The sequence below is a fragment of the Domibacillus iocasae genome, assembly GCF_001750285.1.
Classification (GTDB): domain Bacteria; phylum Bacillota; class Bacilli; order Bacillales; family Domibacillaceae; genus Domibacillus; species Domibacillus iocasae.
On record NZ_MAMP01000007.1, the window covers coordinates 15978 to 31464 of the forward strand.

Below are 15487 nucleotides of genomic sequence, written 5' to 3' on the forward strand. Positions count from 1 at the left end.
TCATCCTGTCCCCTTTTCTGTAGCATAAGGTTGAACTTGTTGTTTTAAGCGGTCATTGATCACAAATAATACACACGAGAACAGACAAATGACAGATGGAATATAAAACATAAACGGCAGCCCAATGGCATGTACACCATAGCTTCCTACTAAACTGCCTATAATGAAGGAAGCCGATTGGGCGCTGAAAAAGACGGAGCTGGCCAGTCCTGCCTGACCAGGAATCAGTTGCTGCGCATACGTGACAGACAGACCGAATATGACGGAAATAAAGCAGGCGTTCATCATTTGTCCAAGCACAACCTGCCAAATGGCCTCACTGGATGCAAAAAGAAAAAAGCCGAATGAGCCAATTAAAATCCCAGCAAAAAGTAATTTATTCAGGCCGAATTTGTCGGCAAGCATCCCTGATAAAGGCATTATAAATAGTTCAGTAAGCGGCGCAACCGACATCAGCAGACCAAATTGAAAAACACTCATTCCTAAATGATCAACCGCTAACAGAGGTAAATACGCAATGCGTGCTGCTTCTCCAGTTAGCATAAGCGTACAAATAAAGCCAAATAAAAGCAACGGACCATTCACTTTTCTTTTTTCTTTCTTATTATTCTCTATTTTCACCTTTTCCAACTGAGATCTTTCTGTGATACGAAGGCGGCTAAGTGGAATTAAAATGGCGATAAAGAACAAAACAGCTGCCCAAAAGGCAAGGCGGTAGCCAATAAGACTAGCAATAAGCGGACCAATCGCTGGACCGATCATCCACCCGAATGAGTAAGCCGTTCGAATAATGCTCGTAATAGTCGCATCGCGGGTTTCTTTTTCTGCCGCTATCACATCCCGTACTACACCAAATGTCTGGGCATTTAACGTTCCGAGAAAGCTGAGAAATACAGCTCCAACAGCAAAAACCATCCACGATTGCTGAGACAAACTAATGATGATCCAGCCGATTGACAGCCAAATAGCACTATACTTAATAAATGGAAGCCGCGTGGAACGACGATCAGATAACTTGCCTGTATACAAATTAATGAATAGGCCGGCAATAGATGTTAAGTAAAACAATCCCACCACAGAAGGATCAGCACCTAATTCTTTCGTCAAAAAAAGCGTGACGAGCGGGCCAGCTGAAGAAACAGCCAATCCTGCCAACAACATAATCACTAACAGATTACGGTAGTTCCGATTCGACCACACGATAAAAAAAGGATTTGGCTTATTCAAAAAATACCTCCTTCAACACATTCATTTTCAGTGAAAGATTCCTGTGCATAGGCGTAGATTTGCGGCATTGCAGCTGCCCCGAATCCATTAAACGCACTGACTACAGCCTTGGCAAGTGTTCATGGAACATGGGAAACCGCAGACAAGTTAAGGCTGAGAGACTATGCATTCTAAATAAAAAATACACACAAAAATGAGCTGGGAAATGTATCTTCAAGCTCATTGCATTTTGATGTCCATTTTTTACTAAAGCACCCGTTAGTTCAACAAGGAATCGGCACTCCTGTCACTCGTTCATTTCTTACTGTCGTACAAATAAACCATTTTCTTCGACAATCTCCTTGCATTTCTTAAAACCTATTGACGTCTTAGAATTTTAAGGAAGTAGACTATATCAATTCCCCATCTTTCTTTGATACAGACAGAATTAGACTTGCTACCGATATTGAAAGGGAAAAGTATAAACAACAATGTCAACTTGACCATTTGGACATTATGATTGTCTTTGATGTTGATGTTATAGATACAATTTATTTTATTGTGTGTATGGATTTCGAGTTTGCAATGGGTACACATAAACTTTAATCCTAATAACTAGGAACCCCCATATTTACTGGGTTCTCTGAAATTATACCTCATTATCAAAATTAAAGTTTAACAGAGCCTACCTTTAAAAAAGCTCTATATCAAGCTTTTTAAAAAAAGACTCCTAAAAACAAATAAAAAAACACCCGAATTAGGGCGGGGAAACGGCGAGGAATTCCCCGCATTTTTATTTTGGCTTTTTCTCTATTGATATAAGCATCCTCAACGTTCTTGGCTTGCCCCCCTCCCAGGTTAAATACCCCTTCTCTTTTAATGAATCCAGATGACCTTTTACAGTTGAAGATGAAGCTAAATTTAATCGTTCACATCTATCCCGAATAGCAGGAGGGTAATTTTTTTCTTCTATATATAATGCAATTTCATTCAGTACTCTTTTTTGCGCCTTTGTTAGAAGTTAATTAATTATGCATAACCCTCTCTCCGCTTTTTCGGCTTCGCAACTGCTAAAGTGTTTTCCCGCTTAAACGTCCTAAGCCCTCCGCGTTTCATGCAATATGCCCGAATATACTCAAGATGAATCTTTCTTACAATGATATTGCGGTCAGTAATCACGCGATCTTCTGTGATGTACATAATAACAATGGGCTTTTGTTCTTCTAATGACGCTTGAAACAGTCCATTCATTTTAAAAGCCTCCTTTTTTGTTAATTCCATTTCATCGAACAAACGTTTCGTAAACAAGTGTTTCAGGAACATACTTTTGTTTTTTACAGTTTGAACTCTGCCTTTTTATACTGTAGAGGAACCATTAAGCGAATTAACGTTCTCACCAAGAAGTGATGTTGGTGACGAAATTATATGAAGATCGCGGAATGATTAAGGGGCAAGGATTAATTTTAGCTGAGCATGCTGAACAAAATAAATTAGAAAGCGAAAAAAGAGAAAAAGAAGCACCATCTTTCTACTTGATGAGCAGGCGTTGGAGGAGATGAAAAGGATCATCATGGAATCATATCATGAGCAAAAATCTTTAAGCTGCAATCCTAAACGAGTGCATATTTAACAGATAGCTCGTACTGTATCAAAGATATTGTGGAGGTTCGATTAGATGACGGACATGACCTTGATTAAAAACAAAAAGCCCAGCATCCTCTTCGAATAGGGCTTCCTTGTTTGAGTCCCCTTCTTTTAATTTCATTAAGAAATCAAAGAAGATTATAATGGATCTGCTTAGACATCGGCAATTGGAAATTCGATTGAAAAGTATGTCCCCTTTTCAATCTCACTTTTAACAGTAATCTTTCCGCCCATCCCCTGAATAATACTGAACGAAACCATCATACCTAAGCCTGTCCCCTTTTCCTTTGTTGTAAAATACGGTTCACCTAGACGATCAATTTGCTTTTGTGTCATCCCTTCTCCTTGATCACGGATTTTGATACGCAGACTATGATGGCAATAGTCTATACCGATCTCCATCTTTCCCCCTTTAGGCATTGATTCTATTCCATTTTTTACGATGTTAATCAAAGCCTGCTCTAATTTTTTTCTGTCCCCTACGATATAACAAGACTCTTTTTTTACCAGGGATAAATCAATCCCAACATTGTTCATGTTTGCTAAAGGAGTTAGGACATTGACTACATGAAGAACCTCTTCATAAATCATGATTTTCTCATTTTCTTCAGAGGCTGGTTTTGCGAATGTTAAATAATCATTAATAATTTCTGTCGCTCTATCCAATTCTTCAATCGCAATCAAGAGATGGTACTTTGTTTCCGACGGAACATCACTTTCATGTGCAAGCTGCATAAATCCTCTGCTGGTGGTCAATGGGTTTCGTACTTCATGTGAAATGCTTGCTGCAAGGTTGCTTACCACCTCTAGTTTTTCTGCTTTCATTAATTTTTGCAATACGTCAAAATTAGTTCTAATCACTTCCAACACAGCTGTCGCGATCAACATACCAACAGTATTAATCACAAAATATTGAATCCACATACTTGTTGTCAAATTAACTTCAGTAATATGTATAGCTGCAAAGTACGTAATAAATGTTGAAATGGACACCAGCAGGACGCTTATTATTAACTTATATTTTAAAGTCAAGCTCATGTAGTAGCTTGAAATAAGATTTGTTAATACAAACATAGATCCAAACGTGTAAACGGTTACGTAAAAACCCGATCCGCCTAACAGATACCGAACTATTAAAAGCCAGAGCAGTAAAACAATCCCGTATTTTGGCCCCCCATATAACACACCTAATAGAAAAGGGATTCTTCGAAGATCCCACGTCAGGCCGTCACCCAAAGAAAAAGGAAAAAGCATACATAGAACAATAGAGATAAGAGGAAAAATCACAAACCATGACTCTTTCAGCTTTTCAAGTCGATATATGTATTTCAACAAGTAAAACATTTGCATTATGAATAAGGGGAGAAGAATAAACAAAAAACTTATGAGCAGATCCTTTGTTATCAGTTCCATCACTACACCAAACTTTCGTATGATTTATAAATTTTAAAAATAATGTCGTTTTCTCTAGAGTAATGTATCATTTCCATTTACCGCAACTCTTTTTTAAAGTGAATGCACACTTATTGATGTGGTCTATTTTAATAATTAAGCTTTTTAATCATTAACTTTACGGAATCTTAATATTGTGACAGCCTTTCCTCTTTTATAATAAGGAAAAGGGGTGATGGCATGAAATTGTTGGAAGAAGGAATACGGCTAAAAAAGGCGCTTGATGATGAGACGCGGCTGGTTTATGCAGGCGTGTGGAAAAGGTATGCAGATGAAAAAGAACTCAAAAAATACATGATGAGCATGCTCTTACTTTGTGATGAAACGGGTATTCCACCCCTTCCTGCTGCCCAATCGGCTGATGATATTTATGAGGTTGTGATTGGGATGGTTAATTGAGTAAGAACAGTATTTTTCATTAATCATCCCAGGCCGAAACCGGGGATTTTTTCTGTTTATTCTTTTTGACCTTGAATCAATCCGCGCTCAATGGCCACAATGACCAAGCCAAGTGCATCACTATTCGCAAGAGTACCATCATCCAGCTTTTTAACATGACTTAGATCAATACCAGCTGGATCTTTATTGACTAGGCTATTTAATACAGTACGAGTTGAATTTTTAATAGTTGCATTGGATGGTTGATACAATTTGGATACTATTATGTTGCATCCGTGCACCTCTTTCGCTACTTAAAATATAAAAAGAGCACCCAGAATGAGTGCTCTTGCGTAATGTATTCAGCTTTGCTTGTTCAAAAGTTTGTTTGAACCTTTGTATTACATAAAATGAACAGTACCCTCTTAATCTTTATTTACAATTATTAACTTCAAATCCATTGCATCTAGAATTTTAATCATTGTTTTTAAAGTAGGGGTTACTTTCATTGATTCCAGCCTTCCAATAGCCGCTTGATCTGACCCCGTAATTTTCGCCAGATCTTTTTGGGTAATTCTTCGTTTCTTTCTTTCATGAATTAGGTTTTGAATCAATTTATTTTCTTCTTTTGAGAATCTTTTTCCTATGGCAGGTCTACTTGTCTTTACTACTATCGGTTTCGTTCTTTCTGCTCTTATTCCCATTATTTCAGTCTCTTTTTAGGCTTATTTCCAACCTTAATACAATAAGCACTACCTTTATCCAGCCTCTTAAAAACCTTGGTTCCATAACACTTTAACGGTGTCCGACTTTCTTTCATGGTGTATAGTGGCATAACCTGTTCTCCCTTTTAAAAATTGTACGGAAATCGTATTCGATAACTGGCTAGCATAGTATTTTCACCTTAGCCCCTATAGTTTTGCGCCACCACTTTTCAATGATTTTGCCTTTTCGTACAATACTTGGGCACAGTTCCATTATAAACCTATACACCTGTTTTATTAAGCTCATTTGCCCGACAAATTTCTACAAAATATAACACTGATTAACAATTTCCTTCTAACTCTCTAAAAATTTTTCTTTATTATATTGCATTCTTTCCATACCTTTCTGATTTTTGTATTAAAAAATGCCGCCCGGAAGCGACAAGTTTTTTGGACATAAAAAATACACCTACTGAATAGGTGCTCTGCTTCTTTATCGGTCCTTACGTCTGAAAGTGCTGTCCTTCTTTTCCAAATACACTTCTACATTTTTGATTTTATCGGCGACAAGCTGAAGATCCGCTGTCGTTTGCAGTGACCGTTACCCGTAAAGATATAGCCCAGTCCACGGCGGTTTTCGTTGCGTTGACAAAAGTAAAATATTCGCCCGAATTGACTTTTGCCATAACATCTTCCCAAGTCGGATCGGCATCCAGCCCATTATTACAGGCTTCCACTTTAAAAGCAGCAGGAACATCCCCGTCCGTGGCAATATTCTTCTGAATGGTTGTGATCAGGCGCTTTGCGGGAGCTGTGGTCTTGACTGGGTTTTTTAATTGAAACTGTAAAACATTGCCGACACGAATAGAACGAACTTCTGCCCAAGCACCCTTTGTATTTGTGCTTGCAACAATGGCAGCTAATCGCCAGATGTACGTTTTCCCTTCTGTTAAAAATGTAAGAAGTGGTCCTTGTACTAATTATAAAAGTGTTGGATCATTAAAGAACAACATTCAAGTTACCGTGTATTCACAAACAAAAAGTGGCTGGTCAGAAATTAGATATAATAAGAAGAAAGCATATGTTTCTACTAAATTTCTTAGAATGTACAGTTACCTAATGGATAAGACTAAGGTCTATACTTTTAAAAGCAGTGGTCAAACTTGGGGACAAAGAAAAAAATCACTTCAGTAAACGGAACTCTCAAGACCCCAGCTGGTACCTTTAAAAGTGTTGTTACTGTAAAGTCTGAAGACGGATACGTAAACTACTTTGCTCCTAACGTTGGTTTTATAAAAGGAACCTACAATGGAAAAACTACTTCTGAATTGATCAAAGTAACTAAGAAATAATCTTTCAAAAAAATAAACTCCATTTATACTTGGAGTTTATTTTCCTTTCTCATCTATACGTCATCTATACGACAAAAAAACAGGATTTTTTTATAATTAATGCGTGAATAATAAATTATAATTTAATTTGGAGGTGTTTATTATGGATTATTTAAAACATTTTTCACCTGTAATGGCCACTCTTTTAATGATTGCTTACTATTTATTGAAAAACTTTTACACTCAAGAACAAAAAAACGCTACATACACATATAAATTTAATATTGAAATAACTCACTGTTCTTCATATCAAGTACGAAAAGAGACTTGATACATCAGTGTTGTAAAACATACTCTAATAAATATTACTCCTCACGAAACAAGAAAAAGGCTGCTGTTCTTCCGCTCCTCAATTATTTTTGCAACGTGCATAACGACGCTCAACGCTAATCTTACTTCGCCCCAGCTCTACAGCAATCTCTTTGAAGCTTACCCCTTCTTTTCTCCACTTTAAAAGGAGTTCAATTTCTTTTGTCGTCCAGCGTTTGTATGTCTTTATTGTCTTGTCTGTATTAGTCTTACGAGCTTCATCTAACCACTCTGGTTCAGGAGGCAGTGCATGTTTTTCAACGATACTGAAATCGAGCTTCTCTTGGTTTTGTTCAGCCCATTTCCAAAAAGAATTAATATTAACTAGACAGAATTTCCGCTCGTAACAAGTGATACGTGATATTGCTTCAAGTCCATGAAACTGAATCCAATGGTGTACGGTTTTTCTGTCCACATGTAAGGCTTCTGCCAGCTCACTGCCTGTTAAGAGACCAGTAGCATTCTTGGTGTTCCTAAGACCCATTTTCTTTAATTTCAACGAAACAGCTGTCTCGCTACGGTTAAGTTGTTTAGCGATGGCTGATAAAGAGCAGTTGCCAACACGTTTTTGTAGAAAGAAAACGTCTTCGTTTGTCCATGTTTGCCCCATCTTTATTGCCCCACCATTTTACTTTCATAAATAGATTGGAGTCTGTTTTCTGCTTCTTGAGGATCCATCGACAAACCAGTTAGAAACGCTAACATGTTATCTTTTTCTGAAAGCTTCCTCATCGTATAGAAAATATTAGGTTTATGTTCTTTTATCAATGTCATTAATTCAATAGTGGGCAACGCTTTTTTTCGAGCATCTATTCTTAAAAAAGATCGCAAAAATCTTACAAATACTAAAGTTGAATCAAAGTCATCCGGATAGTTTTGTAATAATAAAAAAAACTTTTCAACGTTCACCTGTAGTTCATTTGTTTCTTTCCGCATTTTTCACCCTACCTTAAACAGTTTTGATCCAAATACGGAGTTACACCCTTATTTGGCAACCTGGCTGTCATAATTCATAAGAATGTTAGACCCGCGGCTTTGCGTCCTATCCTTTCGGAAAGTTTGCCTTTATCATTAATAACTAATTAAACCATGTCGAATTATATCAAGTCAATTAAACTAGTCATTTGTTCACAAATAATTCGGTTTATTCATTTTACTTATTCAGGGATTTATAAGGATCTTCTTCCTTTTTTCTTTTAATTTTTGCTAGGTATAAAAACTGCCTCTTTCACGAAATAAGAAAAAGGCTGCCATTTTTCCGATCTTCAATTTTCCGTTCTGCCCCCTCAAGGTATGTCTGAACAGATGATTTTGAGATTCCAAGCAACTCTGCTGTATACTCAAATGTGATTCCTTCCGCTTAACCAACGTAAAAACATCCCTTTCCCGCTGCGTTAAATCGCCTAATACATCCATCGTCCAGCAGCCACTTTTCATCAGCGGTAATTTTTCTCTCTTCTTCCATCACTTTATTTGGAACAACCGCTTCAATTAGTTTCGGATCTAACGTATAAGCACCTGTCCGATCTGCCCCATGTTTTGCATCAGGATTCTGGCCGGACACCATCCATTGAATCGCAAATTCTACTTCGCTGATCATGCTGTTAATGAGCGTCTTATCCTGTTTGGCTTATACAATTTCTTTTTTTCCACTGGTATCGGATTCACTTTCTTCCACTGTTGCAGCTGCTCTTTCATCGTTTTCATTCCTACCTCTCCTCTGGTTGCAAAAATAGGGATAAAATTGTAGATTGGTTGCAACGACAGGCGCTGCTAAAAGAACAAAAAAAGACACCAAATAAACGCCGCGTGTGCGTTCATTCAGTGCCCTTGGGGTTTCCAATAAGCTTATTCAGTTTGGACGTACTAGTGATTATTTTGTTTTCTGGCAGTATTCACATCCATTATTGTTACAAGGGGTGCAGTAAGGCTTTTTCTTTTTCATGGGTTTCCCTCCTTTTGGTCGAACTGTTTATTTAGCTTCCTACATCGTTAAAGAATTGTTTTACTCGCTCATTCATCTAGGTTTAAATATCTATGTCTTTATCTTTATTATATACTAATATTCGACAATATTCACCAAAAAAATCACTCGAACGTTTCAGTCAAATATCGATCAAACCTTAAGATCCGTCTCTAGCTTAGCGTGCCCACTTTCCGGAACAGGCAATTTTATTAGCTCACCGTTTTTTGTAACGATGTATGCTGCGCTTTCCATGAGGTCGATCTCTGCTGTCATTTTTAGATCCATATTTCTTTTTTTCACCCCGGACGTCCCCAGTCTGTTAAAATAGAATTGCGAGTAATATTGAAACAGGCCGGGGACTTGTTCTCGGCTTTTTTTGCATATTCCTTTTTTTACTGCATATAGATATACTAGTTGGTAAGCTTTTCAATAGTTCTTTCTAATCCAAAGCCAGAGTCCCTCTGGCTATTTTTTATGCAAACCCTGATACTTCGCTAAAATGTGTTCATCTGACAATCCTTTTTCCATGAACCGTATATACTGCGCCTTGCTCAAATTTCCGTTCGAATTGACAGTACACATCGGCCGGTCTTTCTTCTTTTGATTTCTCAAATACGAAGGTATCTTTGATTCAAACCTCTCTACGCAATAGGCTTTCACTTCTTCCGGCGTCCCCTGCTGTTCAATTATTGCTCCACGATATGCCATTTTTTAATCCTCCCGTCAGTTCTTCAAACCATTCCTTGTCCCTTGTCATAAGTGCTAGATCAATAAGCGTTTTTTTATCCTGTACATCATCTAACAGTGTGCCTATAGGTTCTAGACGATGCTCCTTAAATAGCAATTTCGTTGGCGCTCCCCATATCATTTGGCCTTTTATAATTCTTCCGACTACCGCTAGCTCAATTTGAGTACCGTAATAATTGATGCGACTGACATACCCTATGACTGTAACATCCCCAATTTCAACTATTTTCCACTCTCCGATCTCCATGGTTGCTTCCCCCTTTTTAATAAGCGAAAATACAAATTACGTCAGGGGGGAAAAGGCGGTAAATACATAAATCTCTCTATACTACATGCATTAATGCACCTTAAACTTCTGTTGTCTCACCTTGCAAATCTTTACTACCTGTTCCTTTAAACCAAGGTTAGCACTTCCGCCTCCATTCCCCTTGTTTATATTTTATTACCGCTACTTCATGCCCGTTCGTCTGCTCTAAAAGCTGTCTTCAGAGCGAGAAGCCTCAGAGAATTGGTTTATCTTCAATCTCAAAACCGACCTAATCTTTCTTAAAAAATCAAAGGCTGCCACCTCTTTTATTCATTTTTTAGATATAAGATTAATTTTCTTGTATAAAAACAGTTTTAATGGTTCATAATGAAAGCAGAAATTCTAATTTAAACCCATGAAATAGTCTCAACCATTTCTCGGCCAGGCGCTTGCTCTGGCTGTTTTTTGTACTAGAATTCCTCCAACAAAATAAAGTGAAAGTGGGAAGAAGGAAGGCACGGTTAGCCCCTTTCTTCTTCCTGAACGTACTATTGATTATTTTGTTTTCTTGAAATGCTTACATCCATTTCCGTTGCAAGGTGTGCAGTATGGTTTTTTTATTTATTCTCCTCCTAACACCCCATCCTTCACGATATATGCTGCACTTTTCATGAGGTCGATCTCTGCTGTCATTTTTAGATCCATATTTTTTTCACCCCGGAAGCTCCCGGCCTGTTAAAATAAGATTGTCGAATTCTTTTTAACAGGCCGGGAGCTTCCTCGGCTTTTTTGCATAAGCTTATCTCGAATGGAGCATACTGGTACTGTTTCAACCCAAATTCCAACTCCTGAATAGATCGAAGCCATTTTTTCAGTCAGGCCCTTGCCTGGCTATTTTTTTATTTATTACCACAAATTACTAACTTATAATTTTTGCTTGTATAAACAATTTATGGATAAAATGTATTATCAGATTGTAATTGCACCCCTGTTTTTACAGGTTGATTACTCGGGAGCATTTGCTTCCGGGTGTTAATTGAATCCCCACTGCTTTTTCGTTATCTCTAATCATTCCGAAGTCAAGTCCTGGGACCACTCTAAGGTGTGTTGTGTAAAATCCACTGAAACCATTCAAGTTATATCTGTTCAAAGCCAAACAATTAAGTATTATGAAAACGTAGCAGAAGCCGCATCAATTATTGAAAAACTAATAAATCAATAGCTGCTTATGTCAAACCTTCTGAGAATTCAGGTTTTTTTGTTACACAGTTTCGGTCAACGAAACCTCCCTGCTTGCACAGATTCGCTTCCTTTTCCCGAACAAGGCAATATTAGAATGTTTTAGTATCTCAGTGCATAAATTAACGTAAGCGCATTCACAAAAAAAACTTACCTAAACATATAGAGTCGCTTTGCTTAGTCTCTTTCCGATATACGTTAGAAAGGAGAGCGAAGATGAATTTGAATTTAGGTAGCTTAAAAAATTTTTTGGAACTGTTATGCAACTACAACCGTACAGAAATAACACACAGGTTCTATAAGAATAATCAGCCTATAGCTTTCGCTAATTGCTTAAGAAACACCACTACAATACAAGTAACTTTTATTCAAAGCGAAACGATCGAACATTATGAAAGTGTAGAAGAAGCTGCATCAGTCATTCATAAGCTAATTAATTAATAGTAAAATAAATCAACATCCTCTGAATTCCAGAGGTTTTTTTATTAAACAGTATCAGTCTTATTTAAAAGTTCAATGTAAGAACGGTACAAAGACAATACAGGTAATTGTTCTCTCAAGTTATAAATTAATCGAGTTTGATTCACTTGAAAAAGCAGCTTCTACCATAGAAATGCTACTTCAGACTGAACCTCTTGAAGACATCTCCTAAAATGCCACAGCACCAGATTTATTCAGCCAAGTACCAATCGCTTGGCTGTTTTCCACCGAAAACACAACTTCTTTTATCCTTCAGGTTCACCCCCTTTAAAATAGTTTCATTTGTTCGAAAAACCGTGGTTGTTCAGGCTCATCGAAAATGTCTTCTTCAACAACTTGATCTGATGCGATTTCTGTTTTTTCCATTTCAGTCTCCTGCTCTACTAAATTGAAATTTTCAAACCAGTGAATCGGGAAACATCCCATCATGCCTTTCAATTCTTTATTTTCATAAACATCCACATGTGACCCGGATCCTCTCGCTATAACAAAGTAAGTTTGATCAATCATTTTCTTAGAATGCTCCCAGCACCAAATGAGTTTTGCGTAATAGATAACTTGGCATTCAATAGAATCCGTTGGTTTTGGAGGCTCTGTCTGCCATTCTGGCGTTTTATTTGCTTCGGCTATCCGAAAGTGCTTCTTTTCGTAACAGCCTGTGTATACGCTTTTTCGTGGAAATCTGGATGCATATACATAGTCAGGAACGGCCGGAAAAAGAAATAAGGTTTCTCCTGCTAGCAGGATGTCCGCATCAATACATGCTCCTTGTAGCATTTTGCTCCTCTCCTTATGACGCATAATAGACGAACTGTTGAACAAAATTTTTTGAAATGATTTTTCTCAACTTAATGCATAAAACTTTTGAAAAGGGGAATATTTTTGATGAAAATGAGCCCTTCTTATTGTAAAAATCTATGTTAGTCCGCCACCTTAGACTTTCATCAGTCTCTTTCCACTATGCATATGCTAGCGCCAGAGAGGAGAATTAAACATGTTATTAGACAGTTTGCAGGATTTACTAGAAACATTATGTTCGTACAATACAATCGACATTACTCATACTTTCGAAAAGGACGAATACCCTATTGCTTCAGTTTGCTGCTTAAAAGATACTTCCACCATTCAAGTAACGATGTTCGAAACCCAGTCCATCGAACAGTATGAAAATATAAAAGAAGCAGCAATGGCTATCAAAAAATTAATGAATTAACTTTTTGTCTCTTTGAATCGGCTCATATTGACTAGTTGGTTAATCAAAATTGCGATGAAATATAGTTTTTTAAGCTCTACTTTTATGTAGGGCTTTTATTATTTTAAAAATCCTTTGAAAAATCACTTACTAATCAGTTTGTTTCAAAATACGTCGAATTATGGATTTATTTGAATAAACTTACAGAAAATTCAACATAAAATCACCTTTTTGTGGTACTATTTAGATGTAAAAAACACTGTGCTTACTGTTGCTTTCTCTTGGTCAATTTCCACATATTTGAGAAAGGAGATAACAAGGTGTCAGTCAATAATATAAAAAATCAGTTAAAAACGCTGTGTTACTACAATAATTGTGAGATCACACACACGTTTAGCAAGGATGGCCATCCTTTCCTAAAAGTTTGTTGTCTAAAAAATACTAAAACACTACAAGTAACATTTGTTGCATGCCAAACGATTGAATACTATGAAGATGTGACCAAAGCCGCATCTATCATTGAAAAACTAATAAATGAATAGCTATTTCCATTAAAATCTCTGAAATTTTAGAGGTTTTTTTGTTACACAGTTTCGGTCAAATGCGTCTCAGTGCCTCCTCCTCCAAGTCCCATTTTTATACTCCATCACGGTAACTTCCTTCTCGATAGCTTGCTCAAGTAACTTACGACGGAGCGAAAAGTCTCTGGAAGCTGGACCGCCTTTCACATCAATAATTTCTGTCCGGCCATCTTTCCAATACACTTTAAAATCAGCTGTGTATTTTGCCCCTGCCTTCGTTTTTGAGCCTTTTCCGGAACAAAGCTTACAATTTGATCAACCTCTTTGTTTTCTCGTTCTGCTGGCGCCCAGCTTCTTCACAGCGACGGCATATTACAGAATACGCTGGAATAATATCAAACACTGGCTGCACTTCGACTTTTTCAACTGCCGGATCTGCGAGAAGCTTTATGTAATAATCTGCCTCGGATCTGCTATCAAATTGAATCCCGTAAGCGAATGTCTTCTTTGCATTCCAGTTACGAGGCGTTTTCGATCTTTTCATCATTTAGCACCTCATCCATCGTGACTTCATTCCGTTCAAATTCAGCCCGCGCGGCTTCCTCGGCGGCTTTTTTCGTGCAAACAGTACCCATACCAGCATTTATCCTTTTCTGTGATTTAAGCGGGTGGCTACAGCGTTCGCAGAGCTTCATCAATCATCACTCTCCTGGTAAATGCTTATCTCCCAGATCCATGGATTTTCGGCTTCTAACAGATCTGCCATGCGTTCTTCAGCTTCTAAGACTGGTATTTGCTGACCTTCTTAACTGATTATTCCTTCTTCACATCCTGTCGTTAACCCAGTACCAAGCGATAAAAGCGCTGCAAACATTATTTTTTTCATTATTGAACCCCTTGAATTTTTATTATAAATTTTACATTTTTAGGTGTTTAACGTATTATCATGATATTTTACCCATAAAAGGAGTGATTTTGTGTTTGATACTCCATTTCTCATATCTAGAGAACTAGTTTGTTTGGTTGATGAATACTATCAATGCACTGATTCGCATATTAAAGAGCAAATACAGCATGACATTCAACTATTAAGCGAAGCGATGGTGCTATGTGAATCCCTGGAGTAAATTATTTGTTTGATGTTCACTCCCTATTTTTAACTATTTTTTTATTATTTATTATTGAATTTTGCACGTAATTAATTATGTTTAATTTTGTTTTATTTCTTTTGCTCGGATCATTTCAAACATCGGTTTATAGCATAACAAGCAAAACCCGTATCAGATTTGCTCCAATACGGGTTTCTTCTATACTCTTAGCCGAATAAAAACCTCCATAAAAAGATCTAACTTCTCGCCAGAAAGTAAACTGCTATTCGATTACAACATGATCTGATAAATTTTCACCCACCAAAAGCTTGTAAAGCGTTTCTGAATCTGATTCATTCAATTGAACATATAATGGTTTACTATCGTTTACAAGTTCAACTTTTTTACCTCCGGGACTTATCCAAAGATAATACGTAGTTGATACCTGCTTTTCTTTATTCCTATTATCTATGGTCTCAAAGCGAAAATCAGCTGATCGACTCATACTGACTTCTGCTGTTTCCCAATTGGCATTGTCAAGAATCTCCCATACCTTTTTAAAAACCTTAGGCTTAGATCTCTCCAAGTCGTCAGTCTCAGTTAGCATTCTGAAGGCACTGTACCCATCTTCCCCATCGTGGATATCGATGATAATTTCTCTCGTAATCTCGCTGGTAAGTACAGCTGTATAAATTTCATCATCTTCAGCTTTTTCTTCTACAGTATCTATATTAACAATGTCTGGTGCCTCAATATTTTCATCTGTTTTGTCACTGCAACCAGCTATGAGAAGAAGGAATGCTGTCATGCAACCAATGCTTGTCTTGTAAGTTTTCATCATTAAACTCCTTTAACATTAATATTTTGCATGTCTTCTTTAACTAAACCAGCTAATAGGATGTCAAGATTTTTCAATAAAAATA

The 15487-nt window shown here is 37.2% G+C and carries 21 protein-coding genes, 1 pseudogene and 2 riboswitches; of the genes and pseudogenes, 6 read left to right on the forward strand and 16 right to left on the reverse strand.

Translation table 11 applies throughout. The annotated features are described in order from the left end of the window. The 3 genes and pseudogenes from BA724_RS03910 to BA724_RS03915 all read right to left on the reverse strand — a co-directional run bounded on the left by BA724_RS03910 (position 1) and on the right by BA724_RS03915 (position 2457). Positions 1 to 1227, reverse strand: coding sequence for a sugar efflux transporter (locus BA724_RS03910; RefSeq protein WP_069937382.1), 1227 nt, complete (start codon positions 1225 to 1227; stop codon positions 1 to 3). Between the two features lie 772 nt (positions 1228 to 1999). Further along, positions 2000 to 2212 (reverse strand): annotated as a pseudogene (locus BA724_RS17800) (LexA family protein); the annotation flags it as partial. Positions 2213 to 2235: 23 nt separating this feature from the next. Beyond that, on the reverse strand, positions 2236 to 2457 hold the full coding sequence (locus BA724_RS03915) for a hypothetical protein (RefSeq protein WP_069937383.1): 222 nt from the start codon (positions 2455 to 2457) through the stop codon (positions 2236 to 2238). A 161-nt stretch (positions 2458 to 2618) separates the two neighbouring features. Between BA724_RS03915 and BA724_RS18450 the strand changes: the two genes are divergently transcribed. Then, positions 2619 to 2765, forward strand: a complete 147-nt coding sequence (locus tag BA724_RS18450; protein WP_169818488.1) for a hypothetical protein — start codon at positions 2619 to 2621, stop codon at positions 2763 to 2765. A 238-nt stretch (positions 2766 to 3003) separates the two neighbouring features. Here the strand turns inward: BA724_RS18450 and BA724_RS03920 are convergent, their stop codons facing one another. Further along, positions 3004 to 4263, reverse strand: coding sequence for an ATP-binding protein (locus BA724_RS03920; protein ID WP_069937384.1), 1260 nt, complete (start codon positions 4261 to 4263; stop codon positions 3004 to 3006). Between the two features lie 219 nt (positions 4264 to 4482). Between BA724_RS03920 and BA724_RS03925 the strand changes: the two genes are divergently transcribed. After that, on the forward strand, positions 4483 to 4701 hold the full coding sequence (locus BA724_RS03925) for a hypothetical protein (protein WP_069937385.1): 219 nt from the start codon (positions 4483 to 4485) through the stop codon (positions 4699 to 4701). Between the two features lie 56 nt (positions 4702 to 4757). Here BA724_RS03925 and BA724_RS03930 read toward each other — a convergent pair whose 3' ends face one another. Both BA724_RS03930 and BA724_RS03935 read right to left on the reverse strand, forming a co-directional pair. Beyond that, a complete protein-coding gene (locus BA724_RS03930) occupies positions 4758 to 4952 on the reverse strand; it encodes a hypothetical protein (protein ID WP_069937386.1) in 195 nt (64 codons plus the stop codon). A 153-nt stretch (positions 4953 to 5105) separates the two neighbouring features. Then, positions 5106 to 5384: a helix-turn-helix domain-containing protein gene (locus BA724_RS03935; RefSeq protein WP_069937387.1), complete on the reverse strand. Its 279-nt coding sequence runs from the start codon at positions 5382 to 5384 to the stop codon at positions 5106 to 5108. A 169-nt stretch (positions 5385 to 5553) separates the two neighbouring features. Then, positions 5554 to 5638: riboswitch (cyclic di-GMP riboswitch) on the reverse strand. A 676-nt stretch (positions 5639 to 6314) separates the two neighbouring features. Here BA724_RS03935 and BA724_RS19195 point away from each other — a divergent pair. From BA724_RS19195 to BA724_RS18460, 3 genes are all read left to right on the forward strand, one after another. Then, positions 6315 to 6578: an SH3 domain-containing protein gene (locus BA724_RS19195; RefSeq protein WP_425388980.1), complete on the forward strand. Its 264-nt coding sequence runs from the start codon at positions 6315 to 6317 to the stop codon at positions 6576 to 6578. Next, positions 6548 to 6736 (forward strand): hypothetical protein, encoded by a 189-nt coding sequence (locus BA724_RS18455; protein WP_069937388.1) that lies wholly within the window; start codon positions 6548 to 6550, stop codon positions 6734 to 6736. Before BA724_RS19195 ends, BA724_RS18455 begins: the two co-directional genes overlap by 31 nt. A 142-nt stretch (positions 6737 to 6878) precedes the next feature. Beyond that, positions 6879 to 7046 (forward strand): hypothetical protein, encoded by a 168-nt coding sequence (locus BA724_RS18460; RefSeq protein ID WP_169818489.1) that lies wholly within the window; start codon positions 6879 to 6881, stop codon positions 7044 to 7046. A gap of 78 nt (positions 7047 to 7124) precedes the next feature. On the opposite strand, the gene BA724_RS03945 is transcribed toward BA724_RS18460, so the two are convergent. The 6 genes from BA724_RS03945 to BA724_RS03975 form a co-directional block, all read right to left on the reverse strand. Continuing rightward, a complete protein-coding gene (locus BA724_RS03945; RefSeq protein ID WP_069937389.1) occupies positions 7125 to 7694 on the reverse strand; it encodes a helix-turn-helix domain-containing protein in 570 nt (189 codons plus the stop codon). 2 nt (positions 7695 to 7696) lie between these two features. Next, on the reverse strand, positions 7697 to 8020 hold the full coding sequence (locus tag BA724_RS03950; protein ID WP_069937390.1) for a hypothetical protein: 324 nt from the start codon (positions 8018 to 8020) through the stop codon (positions 7697 to 7699). A gap of 51 nt (positions 8021 to 8071) precedes the next feature. Further along, positions 8072 to 8158, reverse strand: a riboswitch (cyclic di-GMP riboswitch). A 286-nt stretch (positions 8159 to 8444) separates the two neighbouring features. Then, positions 8445 to 8684, reverse strand: a complete 240-nt coding sequence (locus tag BA724_RS03955) for a hypothetical protein (protein WP_069937391.1) — start codon at positions 8682 to 8684, stop codon at positions 8445 to 8447. An 831-nt stretch (positions 8685 to 9515) separates the two neighbouring features. Then, positions 9516 to 9758 (reverse strand): hypothetical protein, encoded by a 243-nt coding sequence (locus tag BA724_RS03960; protein WP_069937392.1) that lies wholly within the window; start codon positions 9756 to 9758, stop codon positions 9516 to 9518. Next, positions 9733 to 10044: an IDEAL domain-containing protein gene (locus BA724_RS03965; protein ID WP_069937393.1), complete on the reverse strand. Its 312-nt coding sequence runs from the start codon at positions 10042 to 10044 to the stop codon at positions 9733 to 9735. The genes BA724_RS03960 and BA724_RS03965 overlap by 26 nt, the downstream gene beginning before the upstream one ends. A gap of 1986 nt (positions 10045 to 12030) precedes the next feature. Continuing rightward, a complete protein-coding gene (locus BA724_RS03975) occupies positions 12031 to 12540 on the reverse strand; it encodes a hypothetical protein (protein WP_069937395.1) in 510 nt (169 codons plus the stop codon). Positions 12541 to 12757: 217 nt separating this feature from the next. Between BA724_RS03975 and BA724_RS03980 the strand changes: the two genes are divergently transcribed. Next, positions 12758 to 12976, forward strand: coding sequence for a hypothetical protein (locus BA724_RS03980; RefSeq protein ID WP_069937396.1), 219 nt, complete (start codon positions 12758 to 12760; stop codon positions 12974 to 12976). A 587-nt stretch (positions 12977 to 13563) separates the two neighbouring features. Here the strand turns inward: BA724_RS03980 and BA724_RS18975 are convergent. The 4 genes from BA724_RS18975 to BA724_RS03995 all read right to left on the reverse strand — a co-directional run bounded on the left by BA724_RS18975 (position 13564) and on the right by BA724_RS03995 (position 15402). Further along, positions 13564 to 13719, reverse strand: a complete 156-nt coding sequence (locus BA724_RS18975) for a hypothetical protein (protein ID WP_281181986.1) — start codon at positions 13717 to 13719, stop codon at positions 13564 to 13566. A gap of 61 nt (positions 13720 to 13780) precedes the next feature. Beyond that, entirely contained in the window at positions 13781 to 14023 is a 243-nt protein-coding gene (locus tag BA724_RS18980; RefSeq protein ID WP_281181987.1) for a DUF1064 domain-containing protein, read from the reverse strand. After that, on the reverse strand, positions 13995 to 14174 hold the full coding sequence (locus BA724_RS18245) for a hypothetical protein (protein ID WP_141719868.1): 180 nt from the start codon (positions 14172 to 14174) through the stop codon (positions 13995 to 13997). Before BA724_RS18245 ends, BA724_RS18980 begins: the two co-directional genes overlap by 29 nt. 673 nt (positions 14175 to 14847) lie before the next feature. Next, positions 14848 to 15402 carry a hypothetical protein gene (locus tag BA724_RS03995; RefSeq protein WP_069937399.1) on the reverse strand — a complete coding sequence of 185 codons (555 nt, stop codon included), beginning with the start codon at positions 15400 to 15402 and terminating at the stop codon, positions 14848 to 14850. Positions 15403 to 15487: the final 85 nt, after the last annotated feature.

What these genes read in the sequence shown, in the direction of transcription:
- BA724_RS03915 (WP_069937383.1), bottom strand. Translation starts at nt 2,457, where the DNA reads ATGAATGGACTGTTTCAAGCGTCATTAGAAGAACAAAAGCCCATTGTT.
- BA724_RS03920 (WP_069937384.1), bottom strand. Translation starts at nt 4,263, where the DNA reads ATGGAACTGATAACAAAGGATCTGCTCATAAGTTTTTTGTTTATTCTT.
- BA724_RS03925 (WP_069937385.1), top strand. Translation starts at nt 4,483, where the DNA reads ATGAAATTGTTGGAAGAAGGAATACGGCTAAAAAAGGCGCTTGATGAT.
- BA724_RS03935 (WP_069937387.1), bottom strand. Translation starts at nt 5,384, where the DNA reads ATGGGAATAAGAGCAGAAAGAACGAAACCGATAGTAGTAAAGACAAGT.
- BA724_RS19195 (WP_425388980.1), top strand. Translation starts at nt 6,315, where the DNA reads ATGTACGTTTTCCCTTCTGTTAAAAATGTAAGAAGTGGTCCTTGTACT.
- BA724_RS18460 (WP_169818489.1), top strand. Translation starts at nt 6,879, where the DNA reads ATGGATTATTTAAAACATTTTTCACCTGTAATGGCCACTCTTTTAATG.
- BA724_RS03945 (WP_069937389.1), bottom strand. Translation starts at nt 7,694, where the DNA reads ATGGGGCAAACATGGACAAACGAAGACGTTTTCTTTCTACAAAAACGT.
- BA724_RS03950 (WP_069937390.1), bottom strand. Translation starts at nt 8,020, where the DNA reads ATGCGGAAAGAAACAAATGAACTACAGGTGAACGTTGAAAAGTTTTTT.
- BA724_RS03955 (WP_069937391.1), bottom strand. Translation starts at nt 8,684, where the DNA reads ATGATCAGCGAAGTAGAATTTGCGATTCAATGGATGGTGTCCGGCCAG.
- BA724_RS03960 (WP_069937392.1), bottom strand. Translation starts at nt 9,758, where the DNA reads ATGGCATATCGTGGAGCAATAATTGAACAGCAGGGGACGCCGGAAGAA.
- BA724_RS03965 (WP_069937393.1), bottom strand. Translation starts at nt 10,044, where the DNA reads ATGGAGATCGGAGAGTGGAAAATAGTTGAAATTGGGGATGTTACAGTC.
- BA724_RS03975 (WP_069937395.1), bottom strand. Translation starts at nt 12,540, where the DNA reads ATGCTACAAGGAGCATGTATTGATGCGGACATCCTGCTAGCAGGAGAA.
- BA724_RS03980 (WP_069937396.1), top strand. Translation starts at nt 12,758, where the DNA reads ATGTTATTAGACAGTTTGCAGGATTTACTAGAAACATTATGTTCGTAC.
- BA724_RS18980 (WP_281181987.1), bottom strand. Translation starts at nt 14,023, where the DNA reads ATGATGAAAAGATCGAAAACGCCTCGTAACTGGAATGCAAAGAAGACA.
- BA724_RS03995 (WP_069937399.1), bottom strand. Translation starts at nt 15,402, where the DNA reads ATGAAAACTTACAAGACAAGCATTGGTTGCATGACAGCATTCCTTCTT.